Raw genomic sequence first — 23,894 nt, forward strand, 5'->3', positions numbered from 1 at the left:
CACGCCAGTCACAAGGAACAGGGCAGCATGATCCGCCGCTACATCATCTGGCGGAACAACCACGCCGCCGACCAGCGCCTACGCGAAGTCGTCACTAGGGCGAACGTTGCCTGATGTGGCACTAGGCATCCTCCCGGGTGGCCAGGGCGAGGGTGGAGCCGTGGCGGCCCTTGCGGACCATGAGCTGGGCCGGGATGCGGCTGCGCAGGTCGGCGACGTGGCTGACGATGCCGACCGCGCGGTCCCGTTCGCGCAGGCCGTCCAGGACGTCCATCACCTCCTCCAGGGTCTGCTCGTCCAGGGTGCCGAACCCCTCGTCGATGAACAGGGTGTCCAGCGGCATGCCGCCCGCCTCGTCGGTGACCACGTCGGCCAGGCCGAGGGCGAGGGAGAGCGAGGCGAAGAAGCTCTCGCCGCCGGAGAGGGTCGCGGTGTCCCGCTCGGTGCCCGTCCAGGCGTCGACCACCCGCAGGGCCAGACCGGACCGCTTGTTGCCGCCTCCCCGGTCGTCGCTGTGCACCAGGGTGTAGCGGCCGCCGGACATCCGGACCAGCCGGTCGCTGGCCGCCGCCGCCACCTGCTCCAACCGGGCCGCCAGGACGTACGACTCCAGACGCATCCGCAGCCGGTTCTCGGTCGAGGTGCCGGCGGCCAGCGCGGCGAGCCGGTTGATCCGCCCGTACCGCTCCAGTGCCGGGGCGAGGTCCGCGGCCAGGGCGGTCAGTTGCCGCCCGATCTCGGCCAGCGCGGCGCAGCGCTCCCGGGCCGCCGACCGGGCGGCGTGCGCCTGGCCGAGCCGCTCCGTGGCGGCGCCGAGCGCGGCAGCGGCGGCGGAGAGGTCGACCGGCGGACGGGCGGCGGCCTCGGCCAGCTCGGGCAGCGCCAGCTCGTGCCGTACGGCGGCCGACTCCGCGCGGTGCCGCTCCAACCGGGCCTCCAGCCGCTCGCGCTCCTCGCGCGGCAGCAGCACCGCGAGCGCCGCCGCGGCGTCCGGGAAGCCCGCCGCGGCGGCGGCCTTGGCGAGTTCCTCCGCGGCCTCCCCCAGCCGGGCCCGCGCCTCGGCGCAGGCCCGCGCGGCGGTGGCGGTGGCGGCCACCTCCTCGGTGAGCCGGGCCAGTGCAGCGGCCCGGTCGGCGACCGAGGCGGCGTCTCCCCGGGCCGCCGCCACCCTGGCGGTCAGCTCCCGCTGCTCGGCGTCCACCGCCTGCAGCCGGTCGGTGAGGACGGCGGCGCGCTCCTTGGCCTCGTGCAGTTCGTCCAGGCGACGGGCGCGGTCCTGGGCCAGCCGGCCGATCTCCTGCTCGACCCGGCCGAGCGCCTCCGCCTCGTGCAGCGCCGCGCGGTGCTCGTGCTCCACCTCGGCCAGCGCCTGCGCGAGCGCGTCCGCCTCCTCCGGCCCGGCGGCCCCGGCGGCGGTCGCCTCCCGGACCCGCAGCGCGGTCAGGGCCTGCTCGGCGGAGTCCCAGGCCTGCTCGGCGGCGGTCTGGGCGCGACGGGCCCGCTCCTCGTCCTCGGCGCTCACCCGCCCGACCGTCCCGGCCTCGGCGGGTGCCGGGTGCTCGGGCGAGCCGCAGACCCGGCAGGCCTCGCCCGCCCTCAGCTGCTCGGCCAGCTCGGCGGCCATGCCCGTCAGGCGGCGGTCCCGCAGGTCCAGGCTGTGCTCGCGGGCGTCCAGCGCGGCGGTGCGCAGCCCGGCGACCCGCGGCTCGGCGTCAGCGATCTCGGCGCGCAGGGCGTCGCGCTCCCTGGCCGCTTCCAGCCGGGCGGCCAACTCGGTGCGCCGGCCGTCGAGGCGCTCGACCCGGGCGGTCGCGGTGAGGGCCCGGGACTGCTGCTCCTCCAGCTGGCGCAGCTCGTCGTCGAACTCGGCCAGCCAGTCCTCGGCCTCCTCGGCCAGCTCCTCGGCGGCGCGCCGTTCCCGCGTCAACGAGCCAGCTTCTCCGGCGAGTTCCGTGCAGCGCCGCTCCTCGGCCCGGGCGGCCTCGAGGCGGACCACCTCGGCCCGCAGCCGCAGCTCGGCCTCGGCGAGCTCGGCGGCGGCGGACGCGGCGCCCGTGTCGGTACCGGACTCCGCCGGCCCGGTGCCGGCTCCAGCGCCCGTTGCGGGTCCGGCCGCTGCTGCTGCCTCCTTCTCGGTGCCGGTCCCGGTGCCGGTGCCCGTGCCGGTGCCGGTGCCGACTCCGGCGAGCCTGCGGCCCTCGGGGCCGAACCGGGCGAGCGCCTCCCGGCGCCGCCGCTCCGCCTCCCGGGCCCGCCCGAGCGCCTCGGCCGCGCTCTCCCGCAGCCGCAGCGCGGCCTCCACCCCGACGGCCTCCTGCGCGGCCGCCAGCCGCTGCCGGTCCCGGGCCGCGGCGGGCTCGAACGCGGCCAGCCGCTCCGCCTCGGCCAGCGCCTCACGGTGCCGGCGCTGGCGCCCGGCCAACTCCTCCGCGGCCTCCCGGCCCTGCTGGGCCTGCTGCTGCGCGGCCTCGGCGAGGGCGAGCGCGGACTCTGCGACGGCGAGCCGTTCGGCCGCCTCGCTGCGCAGCACCGCGGCCCAGCCGAGCACCCCGGTGGTCAGGTCGGCGTGGTCGTCCTCGGCCGGCACCCAGCCCTCGGCGGCCTCGGCGCCGGGCCCGGCCGCCTGCTCGGCCTTGCTGGCGAGGTCGCGCAGCCGGCGCCGACCGGCCTGGACGGCGGCCTCCTGGGAGCGCCGCTGCTCACCGAGCCAGGCCTCCACGTGGCCGTACCGCTCGGTGTCGAACAGCTGCCGCAGCAGCTTGGCGCGCTCCTCCGAGTCGGCCCGGAGGAAACGGGCGAAGTCGCCCTGCGGCAGCAGGACCACCTGGCAGAACTGCTCCCGGCTCATGCCGATCAGCCGGTGGATCTCCTCCCCGGCCTCCTGGTGGGACTTGCTGAGCGGCCGCCAGCCGGGCGAGCCCTCGCCCGTGTCGGCCGTCCATTCGCGCAGCAGGGTCTGCGGCCGCTCGACGGTGGTGCCGGTGCCGACCTTCTTCGGGCGGCGCTGCTCGGGCAGCCGGGTGATCTGCAGCCGTCGGCCGCCGAGCGTCAGCTCCAGCTCCACCTGCGTCAGCCGCTTCGGGTCCGCGTGGTCGCTGCGCAGCCGGTTGGCCCGGCGGGCGTTCGGCGTCTCGCCGTAGAGGGCGAAGCAGACCGCGTCCAGCACGCTGCTCTTGCCCGCGCCCGTCGCGCCGCGGAGCAGGAACAGCCCGCCGGCGGCGAGTGCGTCGAAGTCGACCGTCTCGGTGCCCGCGAACGGGCCGAAGGCGGTGACGGTGAGCCGGTGCAGCCTCATCGCGGCAGGTCCGCCTTCCGGTCGGCGCTCTCCCGGACGCGCTCGAAGCCCTGGCGCAGCCAGCCGAGCTCGTCGGGCGCCGGCTCGGCGCCGGGGCGGACGTGCCGCAGGAAGCCCTCGGCGATCTCGAGGTCGTCCCGGCCGCTGACCCGGGCCGCGTAGGACTCGGACGGCCCGGCCGCTCCCCCCTCAGGGTCGAAGAGGAGTTGGAGGGTGTGCGGGAAGCGGCGGCGCAGCTTCTCCATCGGCTCGCTCGGGCGGACCGCGTCGGTGAGCGTGGCCTGTACCCAGGACTGCTCGTGCTCGGCGTACCTCTCGTCGGTGAGCAGCGCCTCGAGCGTGTCGCGGAGGGTGGCGAGCGGGCGCGGGCGGGGGCAGTCGATCCGTTCGGCGGTCACGGATCCGTCGGCGGCGAGGTCGACCAGCCACATGGTCTTGCGCTGGTGGGCCTCGGAGAAGGAGTAGGCGAGCGGGGAGCCGCTGTAGCGCAGGTGGGGGGCGAGCGTCTGGCAGCCGTGCAGGTGGCCGAGCGCGGCGTAGTGGACGCCGTCGAACACCGAGGCGGGGACGGAGGCGACCCCGCCGACCGCGATGTCCCGCTCGCTGTCGCTCGCCGTGCCGCCGGTGACGAAGGCGTGCGCCAGCACCACGGCCCTGGTGCCCTCCGGACGCGTCGCCAGGTCGGCCCGGACCTGGTCCATCGCCGCGCCGAGCACCGCCGCGTGGCCTCCCTTGGCCAGCCCGAACCGCTCGCGCACCAGCGTGGGCTCCAGGTACGGCAGGCCGTACACCGCCACCGGCCCGTGCTCGTCCGCCAGCAGCACCGGCTCGGCGCACTCGCCGGGATCGGTGCGCAGGTGGATCCCGGCCCGCCCGATCAGCCCGGCGCCGACCCCGAGGCGGCGAGCCGAGTCGTGGTTCCCGCTGATGAAGACCGTCGGCACCCCGAGGTCCGCCAGCCGGTGCAGCACGTCGTCGAACAGGGCGACCGCCTCCAGGCCGGGCAGCGCCCGGTCGTACACGTCCCCGGCGACGAGCACGGCGTCCACGCCCTCGGACCGGACCACCGCCACCAGGTGGTCCAGGAAGGCGCGCTGGGCGTCGTGCAGGCTCTCCCGGTGGAAGGAGCGCCCGAGGTGCCAGTCGGAGGTATGCAGGAGTCGCATGGTCCTCGACCCTAGCGCCCGGCACCGACAATCCCGCCGGGACCGGTTGTCGCGCCGGTCACTCGGGTCCCGCAGGGGTGGGCGGTTCCGGAGTCGGAGAGCCGGCGGCCGGTCGGCCGAGGGGCCCGGGACCGTGCCGACCCGGTCGCGGACGGGCGGAAGCGGTCGAAATCAGTCGGAAGCGGGCCGGTTGCGGGCGGGAATCGCCAGGGTCGGTCGGCGGACGGCCAGCCCGAAGCGGGGGCGGCTGACCTCGTCCGATCACCAGGGGTGGATTGTCAGTGGCTCTGTGTATGTTCCGTGGCGTCGGCGACTCCGGGAGTCGGAGCCGGCGGCGTCCTCCGGTGCCGTCCGGCGCCGGGTTAGCGAACGGGAGGGAATCCATGACCGTACGGGAGTCGGTGTACGAGGTGCTGGCCGCGGCGGGGGTGCGCGGCGGTCCGACGCGGGCGCGGCGGGCGCTGCTGCTCAGCGGACGCAGGTCGGGGTCCGCGGTCGGCGCCCCGCCGGCCGGAGGTCCCGGCGGGGCGCCGCCGGGAGGTGGACGGCCGCCGGGCGGGCGGGCCGGTGGGGTCGGCGGGGCCGGGGCGCGCGGGCGGCGCGGCGGCCGGGCCCGGGGTGCGCCGCCGCAGCCGGTGGCGGTCGCGCTCGCCGCGGAAGCGGCGGACTTCGCCGGGCTGGCGAAGTACGGGATGTTCGGCGCGCTCGGGCACCAGGAGTACCTGCGCCGGGCGGAGCAGCAGCTGAGGGTCCTCCAGGGGCAGGGGCTGGAGGTGCATCTGAGGGTGTTGGAGGCGGGTGACTTCGAGGACTACTGCGCGGCGGTCGGGCTCGATCCCCGGACGGCCGCCGCCCGGGTCGCGTACGCGGGCGATCCCGAGCTGGCGGGGGAGCCGTTCGTCTACGCGGGGGAGCGGTTGGCGGAGCTGCTCCCGGTACTGCTGGACGATCACCGGGCGCGGGTGCGGATGTCCGTCGCCTGCGCGGCCCTGCTGGACGCGCTCGGCGACGACCCGGCCGGGCAGGCGCGGATGGCGGCGGTGATGCAGTACGTGACCTCCGTCTACCTGGCGCTCGCCGAGGGCGCGGGAGAGGGCTGCCACCTGCTGACGCTGCGGTGCCACGGCCCGGAGGACGGCGAGGAGCTCACCTCGGCGGTGGACGTCTGCGTGGAAGGGGGGCGTCTGCACCCGGCCGGGCGGGACACGGAGGCGTTCTGCGTCACGCTCGCGGCCGGTGTGGCCTCCGGTGGTGCGGGGGCGCTGCTGCTGCACGGCGATCCGTCGAGCGCGCGGCCGAGCGCAGGGCCGAGCGCACGGTCGAGCGCCGATCCGGAGGCGTCGGCGGCAGGCCCTCCCGAGGGGGCGCCGCCCGGCCCGGTGGCGGACCGGGCGCCGGCGGCGTTGGGGCCGCTGGGGCCGTTGGTGCGCGGGTGGGCCCTCGCCGACGGGCGGCTGCGGCCGATGACCGCCCATGAGGTGTTCGACGAGCTGGCCGACGACGCGGCGCGCGGGCTGCCGTTCCCGCCGGGGGTGGTGCCGCGGCCGGGGTTCCCGGTGCCGGGCTTCCGGGAGGCCGGTGAAGGAGGTGGGCCGCTGGGGTGATCAGGGTGGTCGCGGCCTCCGCATCCGCCATGCGGCGCTGGGGACTGTTCATCGACCGCCTGTTCGGGGAAGATTCGGAGAAGATCAACAGCAGGAGCGTGCGGTACCCCACGCCGCCGCTCCGGCCGCTCCGCTCCGAACCGTGCTCCGCAGGTCCGGCGAGCCCGACAGCGAGAGGGGGGACGCACGGCATGGGCCGGATCGAGTTCACGGCGGAGGTCGCCGAGCTGCTCGGGAAGGTGCGGCGGCGTCCCACCGCGGGCTGGCCGTGGCGGCCCGGTGAGCAGGTGCCGGAGGGCCTGCCGGTGAAGCAGTCCTGGGGCTGGCTGTTCGCCCCGGACGGGCGGGTGCTGACCCTGGTGAACCCGCGGGACGGGATCTGCTCGCTGCCCGGCGGCTCGCTGGAGCCGGAGGACGACGGGGACCCTGCCGCGGCCCTGGCCCGCGAGGCGAACGAGGAGGCCCAGGCCGTCATCGGCCGCCCCTACTACCTCGGCTACCTCTACGACCGGGTCGGATCGGCCAACGGCGGTCACGAGTGCGCCCGGGTCCGGATGGCGGCGGCGCTGCGCTCGGTCGGCCCGAGTGCGGCCGACCCGGCCTCGGGCCGGCACTACCGGCGGCTGCTGGTCGCACCGGGGCTGGCGGTCGAGCTGCTGGGGTGGGGCGCGCCCGGACTGCGCCAGGCCCGGTCGGCGGTCGCCACCGCCGTCCGCTGGCTCGGTGTGCCCGCTGCCGCGAACGAGACGATCGAGGAGCTGCCGGTCGAGGGCTGCACGGTCTTCCCCGGGACGGTGTACCCCGGAGGCGGCCGGTCGGCGGGGGGCTGATCTCACCGGCGGGCCGGCCGACCGTCCGCTGAGCCGCGGCTCCGGACGGGGCGGAGGGCAGAGTCGCACTCGGGCCTGCCGTTCGCCTTGAGCCGCTCCGTGCCTGCCTGCCTGCCTGCCTGCCTGCTCTGCCTGCGTGCCTTCCTGCCCGCCCGCCTGCCTGCTCGCCCTGCCCCGCCCGGCGCCCGGACCCGCTTCCTGCCCAGCCTCGCCCGAGCCGCTTCCTGCCCCGGCAGCCCGTCCATGGCCGCTGATCAACGTTCCCCGGCGGCAGAGGATTTCGCTCCCCCGACTCGGCCGCGCTCCGGCCGCGCGTCAGTCGTGGGCTGACCGCCGACTGACGCTGCGCTGACTCATCGGATTTTCTCATCTACACGCGATGATCGACGGGCGTCGACATACACCATCGCCCACCTGGGTGAACTCACGCTCCGTCGGGCTCAGTTCACTTCTGCGCTATCGGACGGGCCGTCAATGTCTTTGGCATGAGCGCTTCCGCGTTCAGCTACTGCCTGGTATCCCTCTCTGTGACCCAGGTCATACCAGGAGGTGCAATGCTCCGCCCCGCCCGCGCCCTCTCCGTCGCCGCCACAGCGGCTCTCCTCTCCATGACGACGCTCATCACGGCGTCATCCGCCCACGCGGCCGGCGTCAACTACGTCGCTCTCGGGGACTCCTACTCGGCCGGTGTCGGTGCCGGCAGCTACCTGAGCGACAGCGGTAGCTGCAAACGCAGCACCAACGCCTACGCCTACCTCTGGAAGAACGCCCACAAGCCGTCGTCCTTCACCTTCGCGGCCTGTTCGGGTGCGAGAACCGGTGACGTCCTCAACAGCCAGATCTCCGTCCTGAACTCCGGCACCACGCTGGTCAGCCTCACGATCGGCGGCAACGACGCCGGCTTCGCCGACACCATGAAGACCTGCGTGCTGGGCTCGGACAGCGACTGCCTGAGCGCCGTCAACGCGGGCAAGGACTACGCCCTCAACACCCTGCCCGCGCAGCTGGACCGGGTGTACTCCGCGATCCACGCCAAGGCGCCCAACGCCCACGTCGTGGTGCTGGGCTACCCGCACCTGTACAAGGTGGGCGGCTCCTGCATCTTCGGCATCGGCGACACCAAGCGCGCCGCCATCAACGCCGCCGCGGACACGCTGGACGGCGTCATCGCCAAGCGGGTCGCCAACGCGGGCTTCACCTTCGGCGACGTGCGGAGTGCTTTCACCGACCACGAGATCTGCGGCTCCTCGAGCACCTGGCTGCACAGCACCACGCTGCCGGTGGACGAGAGCTACCACCCGAACGCGGCCGGTCAGGCCAGCGGCTACCTCCCGGTCTTCAGCCGCTCCTGAACCGAGCCCGTAGCACGGTGACGCTCCGCCAGGCGATCCGGCCGCCCGGTACCGGTGCCGGTGGCGGTACCGGTGCCGGTACCGATGCCGTCCGTACGGTGTCCGGCCGCCGCCTGGAAGATCCACTTCGTGACCCACATCACCAGGAGGTGCAATGCTCCGCCCTGCTCGTGCTCTGTCCGTCGCTGCGACAGCCGCACTCCTCGCGCTGACGACGCTCTTCACGGCGTCGTCCGCCCACGCGGCCGGGATCAACTACGTGGCGCTCGGGGACTCCTACTCGGCCGGTGTCGGTGCCGGCAGCTACCTGAGCGACAGCGGTAGCTGCAAGCGCAGCACCAACGCCTACGCCTACCTGTGGAAGAACGCGAACGCCCCGTCCTCCTTCTCCTTCGTCGCCTGTTCCGGTGCGAGAACCGGTGACGTCCTCAACAGCCAGATCTCGGCCCTGAACTCCGGCACCACGCTGGTCAGCCTCACGATCGGCGGCAACGACGCCGGTTTCTCCAGCACCATGCAGACCTGCGTACTGGGCTCCGACAGCGACTGCCTGAGCGCCGTCAGCACGGCCGAGTCCTACGCCCGCAACACCCTGCCCGGCCAGTTGGACCAGGTGTACTCCGCGATCCGGGCCAAGGCGCCGAACGCCCACGTCGTGGTGCTGGGCTACCCGCACCTGTACAAGGTGGGCGGCTCCTGCATCTTCGGCATCGGCGACACCAAGCGCGCCGCCATCAACGAGGCCGCGGACACGCTGGACGGCGTCATCGCCAAGCGGGTCGCCAACGCCGGCTTCACCTTCGGGGACGTCCGCGACGCGTTCTCCGGTCACGAGATCTGCGGCTCGCTGGACACCTGGCTGCACAGCACCACCCTGCCGATCGACGAGAGCTACCACCCCAACGCGGCCGGCCAGTCCGGCGGCTACCTGCCGGTCTTCAGCCGCTCCTGAGGGGCCGGCTCCAGCGCTCCGCCGGCTGAGCGTCCGTGACAGCGGTGGCGCCGCCGTCCCCTCCCTCGTGCTGGGGGGGGGGGCGGCGGCGCAGCCGTGTCAGGCGTTCGGCAGGGCGGGCCGGACCGGAGGGAACGGGATGCCGGCGAGGGCCGGCAGGAGTTCGGCCTCCTCGTAGTCGAGGTGCGCCTCCAGCTCGGCCGACATCCGGTCCAGCTCGGTCCGGAGCAGTTCGGGCTCGCTGACCGCGCTCCCGGCCAACAGCGCCACCAGCTCCTCCTTGATCCGTCCGATCGCCCGGTGCTGCTCACCGAGCCGTTCCAGCACGGCGACCAGCTCGGGATGGCTGCGCGCGAGGGCCGGGAAGATCGCGGCGTCCTCGCCGGTGTGGTGGTGCGTCAGTCCCTGGCAGAACGCCAGGCAGTGCTGCCGCAGTTGCAGCCCCAGCCCCGCCGGACGGCCGGGGGAGTGGACTCGGGCCTCCGCCCGGACGTGGTGCAACTGGGCACGCAGCCAGGTGTGCGCCTCCAACAGCTTGTCGGCGAGGCTGTGCACCTCGCGGGGTGCGCCGGCCGGCGGCTCGGGCCGTTCCAGGACGACCACGGGCAACTCGCGTTCGGTGTGGGCCTGGTAGTCGCCGTAGCCGGGCGCCTGCCGGACGATCTCGGCGAACAGCCTCTCCCGGTGGGCGCCTTCGGCGGGGACGGCGATCGCGTCGAAGGTTTCGGAGCCGAGCTCGACGCGGGAGACGGGATGGGCCAGCAGGTTGCGGTACCACCGGGGGTGTTCCGGGGCCCCGGCCGCCGAGGCGACGACCAGCAGCAGCCCCTCGGCCCGGACGTAGCCGAGCGGGACGGTGTGAGGACGCCCGCTGCGCGCGCCGGTGGTGGTCAGCAGCAGCAGGTCACCGCCCTCGAAGGGGCCGCCGACCCGGCCGCCGTTGGCGCGGAACTCGTCGATGACCTTGCGGTTGAAGGAATGGGCGGGGTTGGACGACATGGGCATGGGTGTGTGGTGGAGTCTCCGGAGATTTCGGGGGAGTCGCGGCCACACGCGGTACCACGCGGCAATGGGCGGACACCGCGGTGACCGCCTGGGTCAGATCAGGGCAGCGGAGCAAGTACTCATCGCGCATCGTCCCCTGGGAAATCAGGTGCTGGCTCGGCTGCCGGCCGGCCCACTGCTCTGTGGCCGACGCCGCGCTGCACGCCCCCATTAGAGCCACGCCGTGGTCCTGCTGTCAACGACCAAGATCGTTGGCGAGCAGGGTGCGGGCGTGTCACGAAGGCGTGCAGCGAGGGTGTGCAGCGCGGGTGTGCCACGAACGCGTGCCGCGCGGGCGTGCCGTGAGGGGTGTGCCAGCGTGCCACGAGGGCGTGCGGCGCAGCGGCCGGCTGGGTGCCCGTCAGCGCAGGTAGTCCGTCAGCCCCGCCGGCCTGAGACCGGCGGCGTCCGCGGCGGCGAGGGCACGTGCCAGGTCGGTGGCGAGGGTGTCGGTCCAGTGCATCAGCACCACGTCGCCCGGCTGCAGCGGGCCGGGGTGCCAGACGGCGGAGGCGCCCCAGCTGAAGTCGGCGTCGGCGGTCAACACCGTGCGGATGCCGCAGTCGGCCGCGGCCTGCAGGGTGTCGGTATTCCAGGCGAAGGACGGCGGACGGAACACCACGGGCGCCGTGCCGAACAGGCGGGTCATCGCGTCGCGGGCGTCGCAGATCTCGACCTGCTGCTGGTCCGGCGGAAGCTTGCTGAGGTCGGAGTGGGAGACGCTGTGGTCCTGGATCGAGGACCCCGGCACGGCGGTGACCCGCCTGAAGAAGTCCGGGTCGCCGCCGGCCGGCATCGGCAGCGGGAAGGCGGTGATCGGCAGGTGGTGGTCGGCGATGAACCGCTCCGCCTCCGGGTTGCGCTGCCAGCCGTCGTCCACGGTGAAGAACACGACCTTGTCCTCGGTCGGGATCGAGCCCCGCGCGACCGCGGGTGCCGGCGCCGGGCCGTCCACCCGCACGTCGTCCACCGAGAACGGCCCCTGCTGGTACCAGCCGTGCACGTACAGCCGGATGCTGCGGGCGTCCGGCCCGGTGGTGAAGCGGGTGGTCAGCTGCTGCCAGCCGCCGCCGGTGGTCTCGGTCCAGGCGGGGGCGACGTCCCGGCCGGTGCCGGTCGCGCCCAGGTGGACGAAGTCGCCGCGCACCCAGGCCGAGGCGGTGTACGTGGTGTCCGGTTGGACGGAGACGGTCTGCGCGCACTCCCCGGTGGAGTCCTCGCCGGCGGGGGTGACGGTGAGCGCTGAGCCCCCGGAACGGGGGGCGGTGGTGGTGACGGCCGCCTCGGCCGGTCCGCCGGTGCAGTTCCACCCCGGGATGCTGCCCCAGTCGGCGAGGTTGGGGGAGGGCAGCTCGAACCCGGGGTTGGTGGCCAGGTTGACGGTCTGCCCGGTCTGCCCGGTCTGGCCAGTCTGGCCGTTCTGACCATTCTGCCCGTTCTGCCCGGTCTGCCGGGCCGGATCGCCGGTGGCTGCGGAGGCCGCCGGGACGGCGACGGCGGCGAACAGGACGGCGGAGGCGGCCAGCGCGGACAGGCGCGTGGACATCGACACGTGAGGACTCCAGCGGGTGGGGCACGCCCGTGGGGAGGGCGTGAGCGGAATCGGGACCGTGGGACTTCCCGGAGGGACGGGAACGAGCTGTGCCGGTGCGCCGCACGCGGACCGGAGAGCAACAATGGACTGGACCAATGAGCCCGTCAAGGGATCGCTCGGTGGACCGTCCGGCCGCGGCTCAGTCATCGCCCCTGTCCGGGCACTGCATAAGACGCAACGTCAGAGCAGTTCGAGCCGCGGATAGTTCAGGGCGAGAGGTACAACTCCTCGATGTCGGAGGCGTAGTGCTGGGTAATCGCCGCCCGCCGCAGCTTGAGCGAAGGTGTCAGCAGCCCCTGCTCCTGGCTGAACTCCCGTGGCAGCAGCCGGAACGCGCGGATCGACTCGGCCCGAGACACGGCCGTGTTCGCCGCGGCCACCGCCCGCTGGATCTCGGTGTGCAACTGCTCGTCCGCGAGCACCGCCCAGGAGTCCAGCTGCTCCCGCCCGTGGGTCTTCAACCAGTGCGCCAACGCGGCCGGGTCGAGCGTGATCAGCGCCGCCACGTACGGACGGTCGTCGCCCACCACCAGGCACTGGGAGACCAGCGGATGCGCCTCGACCCGCTCCTCCAACGCCGCCGGCGCGAGGTTCTTCCCGCTGCTGGTGACGATCAGGTCCTTCTTGCGCCCGGTGATGGTCAGGTAGCCGTCCTCGTCCAGCCGGCCGAGGTCGCCGGTGGCGAACCAGCCGTCGACCAGCGATTCCGCCGTGCACCGGGGGTGGTTGAGGTAGCCGCCGAAGACCGACCCGCCGCGCACCCACACCTCGCCGTCGTCGGCGATCGCCACGGAGGCGCCCGGCAGCGGCTTCCCGACGGTGCCGAGCTTCTGCCGTCCGGCCGGATTGGCGGTGATCGCGGCCGTGGTCTCGGTCAGTCCGTAGCCCTCGTACAGCTGGAGCCCGGCGCCGGTGAAGAACAGTCCCAACTCACGGCGCAGCGAGGAGCCGCCGCACATCACGCTGCGCACCTGGCCGCCGAGCACGGCGCGCAGCCGGGGGTAGACCGTCCGCTCGTAGGCGAGGTGGCGCAGCCGCAGTCCCGCGCCCGGGCCCGGGCCGCGGCCGAAGGCCTTCTGCTCCCGTCCGGTCGCCCAGTCGACGGCCACCTGCCGCGCCTGCTCGAAGAGTTCGCCCCGGCCGGTCTCCTCGGCGGTCCGCCGGGCCTGTTGGAAGATCTTCTCGAAGACATAGGGCACGGCGTGCAGGAAGGTCGGCTGGAAGGTCTTCAGTGCGGGCAGCAGCGCGTCGGTGGAGACCTCGGGGATGTGGCCGATCCGGAAGCCGCCGCGGATCGCCGCGACCTGCACGGCCCGCCCGTAGACGTGCGCGAGGGGCAGGAAGAGCAGGGTCGCGGGCTGGCCGCCGCCGGTGTCCCGGAAGACGTCACCCCACCCGGTGAGCAGCGCGTCGGCCTCTGCGGCCAGGTTTCCGTGGGTGATCAGGCAGCCCTTGGGGCGGCCGGTGGTGCCGGAGGTGTAGACGACGGTGGCGATGTTGGCGGCCGCGACGGCGAGCCGCTGGCGGTGCACCAGCGCGACGGGGACGTCCCGGCCGTCCTCGGTGATCGCCGCGACGCAGTCGCGGTCCAGCTGCCAGATGCCGGTGAGGTCGGGCAGTGCGTCGCAGACCGCGCCGACGGTCATCGCGGCGTCCTCGTCCTCGACCAGACAGGCCACCGCCTGGGTCTCGGCGAGGATCCAGCGCACCTGTTCGGGCGCGGAGGTGGGGTAGACCGGCACGGTGATGGCACCGATCGACCAGAGCGCGTAGTCGAACAGCGTCCACTCGTAGCGGGTGCGGGACATCAGGGCGACCCGGTCGCCGTAGCGCACGCCTCGGGTCAGCAGACCCTTGGCGAGGCCGAGGACCTCGTCGCGGAACTGCCGCGCGGTGACGTCCTCCCACCGCCCGTCGGCGGCGCGCCGGGACAGCTGGACCAGGTGGGGCGTGCGCTCGGCGGTGTCGTACAGGGAGTCGGCGAGTCCTCCGGCGGCCTCGCGCCCGGGCGGGGCGGGGGTGGTGAACTCGCGCACAGTCCTCCCCAGTTCGCGTCTCGCGGCGCTGTCTGCCGGACCCGGTCGGCGGGCGCCGGAGTGGCGGCGCCCGGTCGCGCGGGTGGAGCGAAACTATCGGATCGTCCTGTCACTGCCCAGGGTTGTGGCGGGGACGCGACGAGATCGGCACGGCTGCGCTCGAGCGGTGTCGTGATCGGGGAGACGGGGAGGAGGAACCGGGGGAGGCGGGACGGAGGCCGAGGGGACCGGAGGGGCGAAGCGACGGGAACCGGGGCCGGGGAGCCGGTGGAACGGGTCGCGAGCCGGGAGCTGCCCAAGGGCCGGGGGCCGGGAGCTGCCCCCGAGTCGGGAGCGGGAGCTGCCACGGGCGGCCTCTGACGTGTCCTGGGCAAGGTGAGGACGCGGGTGGTTCGACCCTCGAACGTGTGGTCACGGCGTAGTAGAGTCTCGCAGACCCGCGGCCGGGAGCCCTCCGCAGCTTCCTTCCCATACCTTCGCAAAGTCCGTCCGAGCCCCTCCCTCCGCGCCAAACCGAACCGTCCGAGCCCGCCCGATCCCCGACCCGACCCGACCCGGCCCCGCCCCGACCCGGCCGGATCCTCCGCAGTCCCCGCCTGCCCGGCACCTGCCGCCTCCCCCGGCTCCCCGCTCACCCCGCCCTCCGTTCCCCGCTCGCCCCGCCCTCCGCTCCCCGCTCCCCGTCCGCGCCTGGCACTTCCCGACCGAGGACTCCATGCGTCTGCGCAGCAGCTCGATCCGCGCGAAGATCATCGCGCTGCTCCTGGTGCCCATCGTCGCCCTCACGGCCCTGTGGGTGTACGCGACGCTCGCCACCACCGGGGACGCCCTCGACCAGCTGGCGATCAGTCGTACGTACAAGGAGTACGGGCCGGCCGTCGACCAGTACGCGAGCGACCTGCAGGACGAGCGCCGGGCCGCCGTGCAGCGCCTGGCCGACCCGAACTCGCCGGTCGCCCGGGACGCCTTCGAGCACGCCAAGGCCGCCACCGACCGAAGCCTCGCGGTCCTGCGGCAGAAGAAGGACAGCGCCCGGGGGGAGCTCTCCGCCGCCCAGCGGGCCCGCCTGGTGCAGATCACCGCCGCCGCCGACCAGATCGCCCCGCTGCGGGCCCAGGTCGGCCGCCTGGCGCTGAACTGGGAGTTCGCGCTCGGGCAGTACAGCGACCTGGTCCGGCCGGTGTTCGGCTTCCGATCCGCCTACGTGGCCCGGCAGAGCGGGCAACTCCCGCGTCAGGGAACCATCCTGATCGAGCTGGTGCGCGCCCGCGAGTACCTCTCGCAGGAGGACGCGGCCATGGAGGGCCTGCGCACCGGCACCGGCAAGCCCACCGCCGAGCAGTACCAGGCCGCACTGGACGCCCTGCACAACCAGCAGGCGCTGTTCACCGTCTACATCGCCGAACTCGAACCCGCCGACCAGGCCGACTACATCGCCCTGCGCGGTGGCGAGGCCTGGGGCGCGCTGGCCCGCGCCGAGGCGGACTTCGTGGGCGCCGGCGGCCCCGACCGGGTCGTGCAGGCCCTCAACGGCGACAACTGGCGCCAGACCGCCGACCGCTCCCTCGGCGATCTCGCCTCGATCGACGCCAGGATCGCCGCCGGGCTGGACGACCGTGGACGGTCCACGGCGATCGCGGCGCTCTGGCGCGGCGGCATCGCCGGCGGGATCGCCCTGGTCGCCGTCGTGCTGACCATCATGATCTCCTTCCGGATCGGTCGCGGCCTGGCCCGCGAACTGATCGGCCTGCGCAACGCGGCCAACGAGCTGGCCAGCACCCGACTGCCGTCCGTGATGCTGCGACTGCGCCGCGGCGAGCCGGTGGACGTGGCCGCCGAGGTGCCGGAACTGCACTTCGGCCAGGCGGAGATCGGCCAGGTCGGCCAGGCCATCAACGCCGTCCAGCGGGCCGCCGTGGAGGCCGCCGTGGAACAGGCGGAACTGCGGCGCGGCGTGTCGGCGGTCTTCGTCAACCTGGCCCGGCGCAGCCAGGTGCTGCTGCACCGGCAGCTGACCCTGCTCGACACCATGGAGCGCCGCACCGAGGACCCGAGGGAGCTAGAGGACCTGTTCAAGGTCGACCACCTCACCACCCGCATGCGCCGGCACGCCGAAGGCCTGATCATCCTGGCCGGCGGCTCGCCCGGACGCGCCTGGCGCAAGCCGGTGCGGATGGTGGACGTGGTCCGCGCGGCCGTCGGCGAGGTCGAGGACTACGCCCGGGTGATCGTCCGGCCCTTCCCCGGCACCGGTCTGCTCGGCAGCGCCGTCGCCGACGTGACCCACCTGGTCGCCGAACTCGTCGAGAACGCCGCGGTGTTCTCGCCACCGGCCACCCAGGTCACCGTCCAGGGCGAGGTGGTCGCGCACGGCTTCGCCCTGGAGATCGACGACCGCGGGCTCGGGCTGAGCGAGCAGCTGCTCGCCGAGATCAACGAACGCCTGGCCGTGGAGCAGGAGTTCGACCTGGCAGACACCGACCGGCTGGGACTGTTCGTGGTGAGCCGGCTCGCCCGCCGCCACGGCATCCGGGTCCACCTGCGGCCCTCGCCGTACGGGGGGACGACGGCCGTGGTGCTGATCCCGCGCGAGCTGCTGGCGGAGGCGCCGGACGGCCTGCCGGAACCGCCGGCCCAGCCGTCCGGGGCGGCTGCGCCGGGCCGGGTGCCGAGGCGGGCGGCGGGGCGGCGCGGGCGAGACCTGGTCTCGGTGCCGGGCACGGCCGAGGCGGCGCGTACGGCCACTGCGGCAGCCACCACCGGTACGGGTGGCACGGGTGGTACCGGTGGCACGGGTGGTCGGCACCGGGTCTCCGGAGGACCGCGCCCGTCCGCGCCCGAAGCGGGGCGTACGGCCAACGGGCTGCCGCGCCGGGCAGCGCGGACCAAGGGCGGTCCGGTCCTGGTGCCCGCGCCCGCGCCGGACGGCGAGGACGCTCCCGGCACGGGGCGCCACCGGAGGGACGCGGCGGTGTCTGGCGGCCTCTCCGCGGTGGACGGCAGGCTGACGGCCTCGCCGGAGGACGGCGCGCCCCCGGCCGCGGAGCCCGCAGCCGGCACTCCCGGCACTCCCGGCACGGCCGGCACCCTCGGGACCGTCGGCACCCTCGGGACCGCCGGCACCCTCGGGACCGCCGCCCCAGGGGACGGCGCAGCGGCGGCCGGAGCAGCGGCGCAGGCGGCGCCCCGGACGCCGGGCGGTCTGCCCCGGCGCGTCCGGCAGGCGAACCTCGCGCCGCAGCTGAGGGAGCAGGCGAAGGAGCGGCTGCGTGCCGCGGCCGGGTCCGAGGACCACGACACCCGGCGCACCCGGGCGACGGCCGGTCCGGCCGGTGCGGGGGACCTGACGGAGCCCCGGGAGCGCTCGCCCGAGGAGGCCCGCGCCGCCTTCGCCTCGTTCCAGCGCGGCTTCACCCGCGGCCGCGGCTCCACCGGTCCGGCCGATCGAGCCGCCCGGTCGCACACGGCCGAGGACCGAACCACCGAGGGCGGTACCCCGCAGGACGCGACGGCGCAGGGCCGTACCCCGCAGGACGCGACCGCGCAGGATCGTTCCAGCGCCTCGGACGCCCGCTTCAGGGCCGTCCCCAGGTGGCAGCCGCCGGACCCGTCCCTGCGGGCCATCAGCCCCGCGCCCGCCCCGGCGGCGCTGCCCGCACCCGCCCCCGAGGACGCCGAGCGCGCGCGGCTCGCCCGCAGGACGCCGGACGGGCAGCCGGTCCGGCCGAACCCGGGGCCCGCCTCGCCCGTGCCGCCCGTGGCACCCGGGGGGTCAGCGGCACCCGGAACGACCGCAGCACCGGCACCACCTGCAGCATCGGCACTTCCAGCACCATCAGCACCACCGGCATCACCCGCCCCAGCGGAAGGAACTGAATCATGACCACTTCGACGCAGCCGTCCGGCGACCTCAACTGGCTCCTGGACGACCTGGTGGGGCGCGTCGCGGCCCTTCGGCACGCGGTGATCCTCTCCAGCGACGGGCTGGCCACCGGCGCCTCCCGCGACCTGGACCGGGAGGACGCCGAGCACCTCGCCGCCGTCGCGGCCGGGTTCCACAGCCTGGCCAAGGGCGCCGGCGGCCACTTCAAGGTCGGCGGGGTCCGGCAGACCATGGTCGAGCTGGACGAGGCCTTCCTGTTCATCACCGCCGCCGGTGACGGCAGCTGTCTGGCCGTGCTCAGCGAGGCCGAGGCGGACATCGGCCAGATCGCCTACGAGATGGCCCTGCTGGTCAAGCGGGTCGGCGAGCACATGGCCGCCGAGCCGCGCACCGAAACCGCCGCGCCGAGGAGCTGAGCGGCCCGATGGCGGATCCGAAGGCGAACGGGCCGGAGCACCTCCGGGCGCTCGACGGCCCGGAGGCGCCCGACGGCCCGGAGGCGCCCGGCGGATCGGAGGCGTTCGACAGCCCGGAGGGGATCGGCAGCGCGGAGGCGCCCGGCGGCCCCCAGGTGTCGGTGGGCCCAGCCGGGCCCACCGACGGGGAACGGACGGCCCCGGACGAGCCCGAGGTCGACCTGTTCCGGCCGCGCACCTCGGTCGACGACCGCTGGTTCGACGACGAGGCGGGCCCGGTGGTGCGGCTCTTCGCGATGACCAGGGGCCGCACCCGTCCGGTCGAGGAGGGCCTGTTCGACCTGATCTCGCTCGTCACCGCCAAGGACCCCGGGCCGGACGCGGGGGCCGTGCCCGCGCACGTCCTCGACCCCGAGCACCAGACCCTGCTGGCCTGGTGCCGCCACGAGCCGCTGTCCGTGGCCGAACTCGGCTCCTACACCGACCTGCCGGTCAGCGTCGTACGCGTGCTGCTCGGCGACCTCTACGACGCCGACCTGATCAGCGTCACCCGACCCGTTCCGCTCGCCGAGCTGCCCGACGAGCGCCTGCTGCGAGACGTGATCAATGGACTCCGTGCGCTCTGACCCCAACCCCGCGAGCGCGCGCCCGGCGCGGCGGGGGAACGCCGACGACCCGCAGTGGCGCGGAGGTCCGGCCGTCGCGGTGAAGATCCTGGTCGCGGGCGGGTTCGGCGCGGGCAAGACCACGCTGGTCGGCGCGGTCAGCGAGATCCGCCCGCTGCGCACCGAGGAGGAGCTCAGCGAACTGGGCCGCCCGGTGGACGACACCTCGGGCGTCGAGGCGAAGCGCACCACCACGGTGGCCATGGACTTCGGCCGGATCGACCTGCGGCCCGGACTCGCGCTCTACCTGTTCGGCACCCCGGGGCAGGACCGGTTCTGGTTCGTCTGGGACGAGTTGGCGCGCGGGGCGCTCGGCGCCGTGGTGCTCGCGGACACCCGCCGGCTGGCCGACTGCTTCCCCTCGGTCGACTTCTTCGAGCAGCGCGGCATCCCGTTCGTGGTCGCCGTCAACTGCTTCGAGGGCAGCGAGCTCTTCGCCCCGGAGGAGGTCCGGGACGCGCTCGACCTCGACCCGGGGATCCCGGTGCTGCTGTGTGACGCGCGGTTGCGGGAGGACGGCAAGGACCTGCTGGTCGCCCTGGTCGAGCACGCTGCCGCCCGCCGAGCGGCCGCCGCCCGGGCCTGACCGCCGGAGGATTCCGCTGGTCAGGGCGGCTCAGCCCGTCCAGCGTCTCATTCCGTCGTCCGCATTCCGGACGATCGGCGTACTGAAGGTTGCCTGGACGGGCTCGGGCATGGAAGGCTCTGGTGATGAAGGCCGCCCCGGTCATGCCACCGGGAGGGTCGGAAACCTCCCGTTCGTACGGGAGTTGCCGACCGGTGTCGGCCGTCGAGGCGTCGTCGCACAGGACGAAGGGGAGGGCGACAGGGATGACCATCGGTCAGCACCGCACCGCCGCCGTGCCCCGCCCCGTCATGCCGGTGCTCACCGTCCGCCGCTACATCGACCAGGCGCTGATCTGCAGCGCCTGTTGTCGCTGACGGCCCCTTCCCGCCCCGGTACGTCCCCCGGCGGCACCGGCCGTCCGGCCGCCGCCCGACGCACCGTCGGTCCCTGTCGATCCCGTCGATTCCCGTCGATTCCCGTCGATCCCGTCGACCAGGCCGTGACGGACCGCCCACCCGGCGCGTCCACGGCCGACCAACCGGCCCCGCCTCGCGGAGAGAACTACCAGTGAACATCGTCTGCCCCAGCCCAGCCCCCGGCATCGCCGGCCGCACCCGTCCGACCGGGCCGGCCGTCGCGATGTGCGCGGGCCCTCGGACCGGACGGTGGAACGGGCGCGCGCGTCGCGCCGCGGACAGCCGACGGAGCCGTCTCGACCTCGAGCCGTTCTGGCCGTCCCGGCAGCCGCACCTGTTCGATCAGACGTGTCCGGGCTCGCCCAGCGCGTCCCGGCTCTCCACCCGCTGAACCGGTTCCACCCGGTCCGGCGACGGCGGTACGCCCGGTCGACGCGCAGACGACTCCACCCCGTCCGTCACGCGCGAAATGAGCGGCACACCATGTCTTCTTCCTCCACGGCCACCCTGCCCCTGCCCACCGCGACCCCGCACCTGCGCGCGGTCCGCTCCGTTCCCACCGGTCGCGGCGTCGCCACCGTCGCGTCCGTCCCCTCCAGGTCCGCCGTCCCGACGATCGCACCCGTTCCGTCGGCCGGCACCGCAGCACCGGTCGCGCCAGTCGCGCCGGTGGCGCCGACCGTCGGGCCGGCCGGGACGCTCGTACCTTCGGCGCCGGCCTCGCTGCTGGCCGCACTGCCCGAGGGCGCGACCGTCGTCGCCGCCCTGCCGCAGGGCTCGCTGCCGCAGGGCCTCCTCGCCCAGTACCCGCAGGCCGGGGACGGGGCGGGCCACCCGATGGTCGGCTACCTCGTCCTGGTGCCGGCCGAGAGCCCGGCGGCTCCCCCTGCTGGGAGCGGTGGAACGGCCGTCCCAGGCGGCGTCTCGCACGCCGGTCGGTCGGTCCGCCCGGCCGGGCGCGGGATCACCGTCGACACCGAGCGGCGCAACGCCTACGTCGACGGGCGGCTGCTCGACCTCACGTACCTCGAGTTCGAGCTGCTGGCCCACCTGACCGAGCACCCCCAGCGCGTGCACACCCGGGACCACCTGGTCTCGGCGGTCTGGGGCTACGGCCACGTCGGGGACGGACGCACCGTCGACGTGCACGTCGCCCGACTGCGCCGCAAGCTCGGTGCGGCCTACCGCGACACGATCGTGACGGTCCGTCGGGTGGGCTACAAGTACACCCCGGCCAACTGACCCGCGCTCCGCGGAGCCCGAGGAGACGGCCGGCGGCCAACGGCTGACGGGCTCGACGGATCCCAGGACCCGCCGAGCCCGTCAGTCGTCAGCGCCAGGGCCGCGGTCAGGGCCGGCCATCGGCTGCCGCCCCTCGGGTCCCGGTCTCCCGGGTCCTGGCGCGCGGCCCGGGTCAGCGGCTCAGGCGGTCGATCTCCGCCAGTTCCTCCTCCGTCAGCGGCCCGCCGGCCAGCGCCGCGAGGTTCTGGTCCAGTTGGGCCACGCTGCTCGCCCCGATGATCACCGAGACGACCCGCGGGTCCCGCAGCACCCAGCACAGCGCCAGCTGCGCCAGGGACTGCCCGCGCCCCTCGGCGACCTTGTTCAGCGCGCGCAGCTGCTCCAGCTTCGGGCCGGTCAGCGCCTCCTCGGTCAGGAACTTCCCGACCGACATCCGCGACCCGGCCGGCACCTCGCCGGACAGGTAGCGGTCCGTCAGCAGACCCTGGGCGAGCGGGGAGTAGGCGATCAGGCTGGTCTGGGTGTCGCCCACCGCGTCCAGCACGCCGCCGTCCTCGACGGACCGGTCGAGGATCGAGTACGCGGACTGGTTCATCAGTACCGGCGTGCCCAGCTCGCGCAGGATCGCCACCGCCTTCCGGTGCTGCTCCGCCGGGTAGTTGGAGATCGCCGCGTACAGCGCCCGGCCCGAGCGCACCGCGCTGTCCAGCGCGCCCATCGTCTCCTCGATCGGAGTCTCCGGGTCGTAGCGGTGCGAGTAGAAGACGTCGACGTAGTCCAGCCCCATCCGCTCCAGGGACTGGTCCAGGCTGGCCAGCAGGTACTTGCGGCTGCCGCCGTTGCCGTACGGGCCGGGCCACATGTCCCAGCCGGCCTTGGTCGCGATGAACATCTCGTCCCGGTACGGGCGGAAGTCCTGCGCGAACAGGTAGCCGAAGTTGCGCTCCGCGCTGCCGTACGGCGGACCGTAGTTGTTCGCGAGGTCGAAGTGGGTGACGCCCCGGTCGAAGGCCCGGCGCAGCACCGCCCGCTGCACCTCCAGCGGCTGGGCGTCGCCGAAGTTGTGCCAGAGGCCGAGCGAGACGGCGGGCAGCTGCACGCCGCTGCGGCCGGCCTTCCGGTAGGTCATCGAGGCGTAGCGGTCGTCCGAGGCGAGGTAGCTCATGCCGGACATCCTGCCAGCCCTCGGCGGCCGATCAAGTCCTTCCTCCGGCCGGTTGCCCGAGCGGCCCGGCACCCGGCCGGCCCGGCGACCAGCCGACCACCCGACCGGTCCGCCCGAGCCGGCACCCGCCCGCGCTGCGACCGCCCCGGCCGCGACCGCCGTTCTGTACCTGGGTGGTGCCTACGCGCGGTGGGCGCCTGGCACCGTCCGTGACGTGACCGGCGCCACCGTCCACAAGCGGAATGCGACTGCGCACCACGGGGGATGACGGACCGTCGAGGGGCCGTGGCCGCCGGGGGGCGGCGCACGGCCCTCGGTCTTCCGGTTCCCGGCACCGAGGAGCGGTGAATCCCTGGCATTCTGTACCTACTGGTGTGTACAGTGATCGGCATGAGCACTCAGGAACGCCTCATCGAGAGCACCCAGGCCCTCCTCTGGGAGCGGGGGTACGTCGGCACCAGCCCCAAGGCCATCCAGCAGCGCTCCGGGGTCGGCCAGGGCAGCATGTACCACCACTTCACCGGCAAGCCGGACCTCGCCGCCGCCGCCCTGCGCCGCAGCGCGGAGCAGATGCGCGGCATCGCCGAGGCCGACCTCACCGCCCCCGGCACCGCGTTCGACCGCATCGCCGGGTACCTGCACCGGGACCGCGAGGTGCTGCGCGGCTGCCGGATCGGCCGGATGGCCCAGGACCCGGACGTCATCGCCGACCCGCAGCTGCGCGCACCGGTCGAGGAGACCTTCGACTGGCTGCGCGGCCGGATCGCCGAGCTGATCGCCGAGGGCCAGGCGGGCGGCGAGTTCGCTCCGGGCCTCGACCCGGCGGACACCGCCGCCGCGGTGGTCGCCGTCGTCCAGGGCGGCTACGTGCTGGCCCGCGCCGCGAACAGCGCCGAGCCCTTCGAGCAGGCCGTCCGCGGCGCCCTCGGGCTGCTCGCCGCGCACCGCCGGCCCTGACCGGCGCAGGGCGGCCCGCCCGCGGGCCTGCCACCGCCCCGGTCCGGACGACCCGGGCGAATTTTCTCCCCGGCACCCCCGACACGTCCCGAAGCCCCGAGGAGCCCGCCGTGCACGCCATGCAGTACGAGATCCCCCTCCCCGCCGACTACGACATGGGCATCATCCACAAGCGCGTCGCCGACAAGGGCCACCTGCTCGACGCCTACCCCGGGCTCGGCCTGAAGGCCTACCTGGTTCGCGAGCGCGGCCGGGACGGCTCGCCGGCCAACCAGTACTCGCCGTTCTACCTGTGGAACACCTCGGCGGGGATGAACTCCTTCCTCTGGGGCCCGGGCTTCCGGGGCCTGAGCGCCGACTTCGGCCGCCCCGTCGTCCGCCACTGGCTGGGTGCCGGACTGGTGCGGAACGCCGACGCCGGAGCGGCCGCGCCGACCAGCGCCACCCGCACCACCGAGCGGCTCCCCGAGTCCGTCGACCCGGCCGAGGCCGTCGAGCGGGCGCTCGCCGAGCTTCCCGGCCACCCGGGCCTCCACACGGCCGCCGTCGCCGTGGACCCGAGCCGGTGGGAGCTGCTCCGGTTCGCCCTCTGGCGCGGCCCGGCTCCCGAGGACGAGCCCGGCACCCGCTACCAGGTGCTGCACCTGTCCTGCCCCGAACTCGACCGGCTGCCGACCGGCCGCCACTGGTGAAAGGACCCGTCCCCACC

General features: G+C 74.6%; 17 protein-coding genes and 1 pseudogene. 12 read left to right on the top strand and 6 right to left on the bottom strand.

What is annotated here, in order from left to right:
• Positions 1-114 (top strand): annotated as a pseudogene (locus tag ACGF07_RS29915) (transposase); the annotation flags it as partial.
• 7 nt (positions 115-121) lie between these two features.
• Here the strand turns inward: ACGF07_RS29915 and ACGF07_RS29920 are convergent.
• Together ACGF07_RS29920 and ACGF07_RS29925 are read right to left on the bottom strand one after the other, a co-directional pair.
• On the bottom strand, positions 122-3,295 hold the full coding sequence (locus ACGF07_RS29920) for an AAA family ATPase (RefSeq protein ID WP_392903742.1): 3,174 nt from the start codon (positions 3,293-3,295) through the stop codon (positions 122-124).
• Positions 3,292-4,461, bottom strand: a complete 1,170-nt coding sequence (locus ACGF07_RS29925) for an exonuclease SbcCD subunit D (RefSeq protein WP_392903745.1) — start codon at positions 4,459-4,461, stop codon at positions 3,292-3,294. The genes ACGF07_RS29920 and ACGF07_RS29925 overlap by 4 nt, the downstream gene beginning before the upstream one ends.
• A 383-nt stretch (positions 4,462-4,844) precedes the next feature.
• On the opposite strand from ACGF07_RS29925, the gene ACGF07_RS29930 reads away from it, so the two are divergent.
• The 4 genes from ACGF07_RS29930 to ACGF07_RS29945 all read left to right on the top strand — a co-directional run bounded on the left by ACGF07_RS29930 (position 4,845) and on the right by ACGF07_RS29945 (position 9,199).
• Positions 4,845-6,065 (top strand): hypothetical protein, encoded by a 1,221-nt coding sequence (locus ACGF07_RS29930; protein ID WP_392903747.1) that lies wholly within the window; start codon positions 4,845-4,847, stop codon positions 6,063-6,065.
• A gap of 191 nt (positions 6,066-6,256) precedes the next feature.
• Positions 6,257-6,895, top strand: coding sequence for an NUDIX domain-containing protein (locus ACGF07_RS29935; RefSeq protein WP_392903750.1), 639 nt, complete (start codon positions 6,257-6,259; stop codon positions 6,893-6,895).
• 554 nt (positions 6,896-7,449) lie between these two features.
• Positions 7,450-8,247: an SGNH/GDSL hydrolase family protein gene (locus tag ACGF07_RS29940; protein ID WP_392903753.1), complete on the top strand. Its 798-nt coding sequence runs from the start codon at positions 7,450-7,452 to the stop codon at positions 8,245-8,247.
• 154 nt (positions 8,248-8,401) lie between these two features.
• A complete protein-coding gene (locus tag ACGF07_RS29945; RefSeq protein WP_350743602.1) occupies positions 8,402-9,199 on the top strand; it encodes an SGNH/GDSL hydrolase family protein in 798 nt (265 codons plus the stop codon).
• Between the two features lie 99 nt (positions 9,200-9,298).
• Here the strand turns inward: ACGF07_RS29945 and ACGF07_RS29950 are convergent, their stop codons facing one another.
• The 3 genes from ACGF07_RS29950 to ACGF07_RS29960 form a co-directional block, all read right to left on the bottom strand.
• The gene (locus ACGF07_RS29950) at positions 9,299-10,198 is read right to left on the bottom strand and encodes a nitroreductase/quinone reductase family protein (RefSeq protein WP_392903757.1); all 900 of its coding nucleotides are present in this window, start codon (positions 10,196-10,198) and stop codon (positions 9,299-9,301) included.
• Between the two features lie 406 nt (positions 10,199-10,604).
• A complete protein-coding gene (locus ACGF07_RS29955; RefSeq protein ID WP_392903850.1) occupies positions 10,605-11,789 on the bottom strand; it encodes a polysaccharide deacetylase family protein in 1,185 nt (394 codons plus the stop codon).
• Between the two features lie 254 nt (positions 11,790-12,043).
• Entirely contained in the window at positions 12,044-13,873 is a 1,830-nt protein-coding gene (locus ACGF07_RS29960) for an AMP-dependent synthetase/ligase (RefSeq protein ID WP_392903759.1), read from the bottom strand.
• A 715-nt stretch (positions 13,874-14,588) separates the two neighbouring features.
• Between ACGF07_RS29960 and ACGF07_RS29965 the strand changes: the two genes are divergently transcribed.
• The 5 genes from ACGF07_RS29965 to ACGF07_RS29985 all read left to right on the top strand — a co-directional run bounded on the left by ACGF07_RS29965 (position 14,589) and on the right by ACGF07_RS29985 (position 21,063).
• The gene (locus tag ACGF07_RS29965) at positions 14,589-17,756 is read left to right on the top strand and encodes a nitrate- and nitrite sensing domain-containing protein (RefSeq protein WP_392903761.1); all 3,168 of its coding nucleotides are present in this window, start codon (positions 14,589-14,591) and stop codon (positions 17,754-17,756) included.
• Positions 17,753-18,172 (top strand): roadblock/LC7 domain-containing protein, encoded by a 420-nt coding sequence (locus ACGF07_RS29970; RefSeq protein WP_350743610.1) that lies wholly within the window; start codon positions 17,753-17,755, stop codon positions 18,170-18,172. The genes ACGF07_RS29965 and ACGF07_RS29970 overlap by 4 nt, the downstream gene beginning before the upstream one ends.
• An 8-nt stretch (positions 18,173-18,180) precedes the next feature.
• The gene (locus tag ACGF07_RS29975) at positions 18,181-18,798 is read left to right on the top strand and encodes a DUF742 domain-containing protein (RefSeq protein WP_392903763.1); all 618 of its coding nucleotides are present in this window, start codon (positions 18,181-18,183) and stop codon (positions 18,796-18,798) included.
• A complete protein-coding gene (locus ACGF07_RS29980) occupies positions 18,779-19,423 on the top strand; it encodes an ATP/GTP-binding protein (protein ID WP_392903765.1) in 645 nt (214 codons plus the stop codon). The genes ACGF07_RS29975 and ACGF07_RS29980 overlap by 20 nt, the downstream gene beginning before the upstream one ends.
• Positions 19,424-20,304: 881 nt before the next feature.
• Positions 20,305-21,063 carry a winged helix-turn-helix domain-containing protein gene (locus ACGF07_RS29985; RefSeq protein ID WP_392903767.1) on the top strand — a complete coding sequence of 253 codons (759 nt, stop codon included), beginning with the start codon at positions 20,305-20,307 and terminating at the stop codon, positions 21,061-21,063.
• 172 nt (positions 21,064-21,235) lie between these two features.
• Here the strand turns inward: ACGF07_RS29985 and ACGF07_RS29990 are convergent, their stop codons facing one another.
• Positions 21,236-22,228 carry an aldo/keto reductase gene (locus ACGF07_RS29990; protein ID WP_392903770.1) on the bottom strand — a complete coding sequence of 331 codons (993 nt, stop codon included), beginning with the start codon at positions 22,226-22,228 and terminating at the stop codon, positions 21,236-21,238.
• Positions 22,229-22,618: 390 nt separating this feature from the next.
• On the opposite strand from ACGF07_RS29990, the gene ACGF07_RS29995 reads away from it, so the two are divergent.
• Together ACGF07_RS29995 and ACGF07_RS30000 are read left to right on the top strand one after the other, a co-directional pair.
• A complete protein-coding gene (locus tag ACGF07_RS29995) occupies positions 22,619-23,185 on the top strand; it encodes a TetR/AcrR family transcriptional regulator (RefSeq protein ID WP_392903772.1) in 567 nt (188 codons plus the stop codon).
• 110 nt (positions 23,186-23,295) lie between these two features.
• Positions 23,296-23,877 (top strand): DUF4865 family protein, encoded by a 582-nt coding sequence (locus tag ACGF07_RS30000; RefSeq protein ID WP_392903774.1) that lies wholly within the window; start codon positions 23,296-23,298, stop codon positions 23,875-23,877.
• Positions 23,878-23,894: the final 17 nt, after the last annotated feature.

The sequence above is a fragment of the Kitasatospora sp. NPDC048194 genome, assembly GCF_043202455.1.
In the GTDB taxonomy this organism is placed as follows: Bacteria; Actinomycetota; Actinomycetes; order Streptomycetales; family Streptomycetaceae; genus Kitasatospora.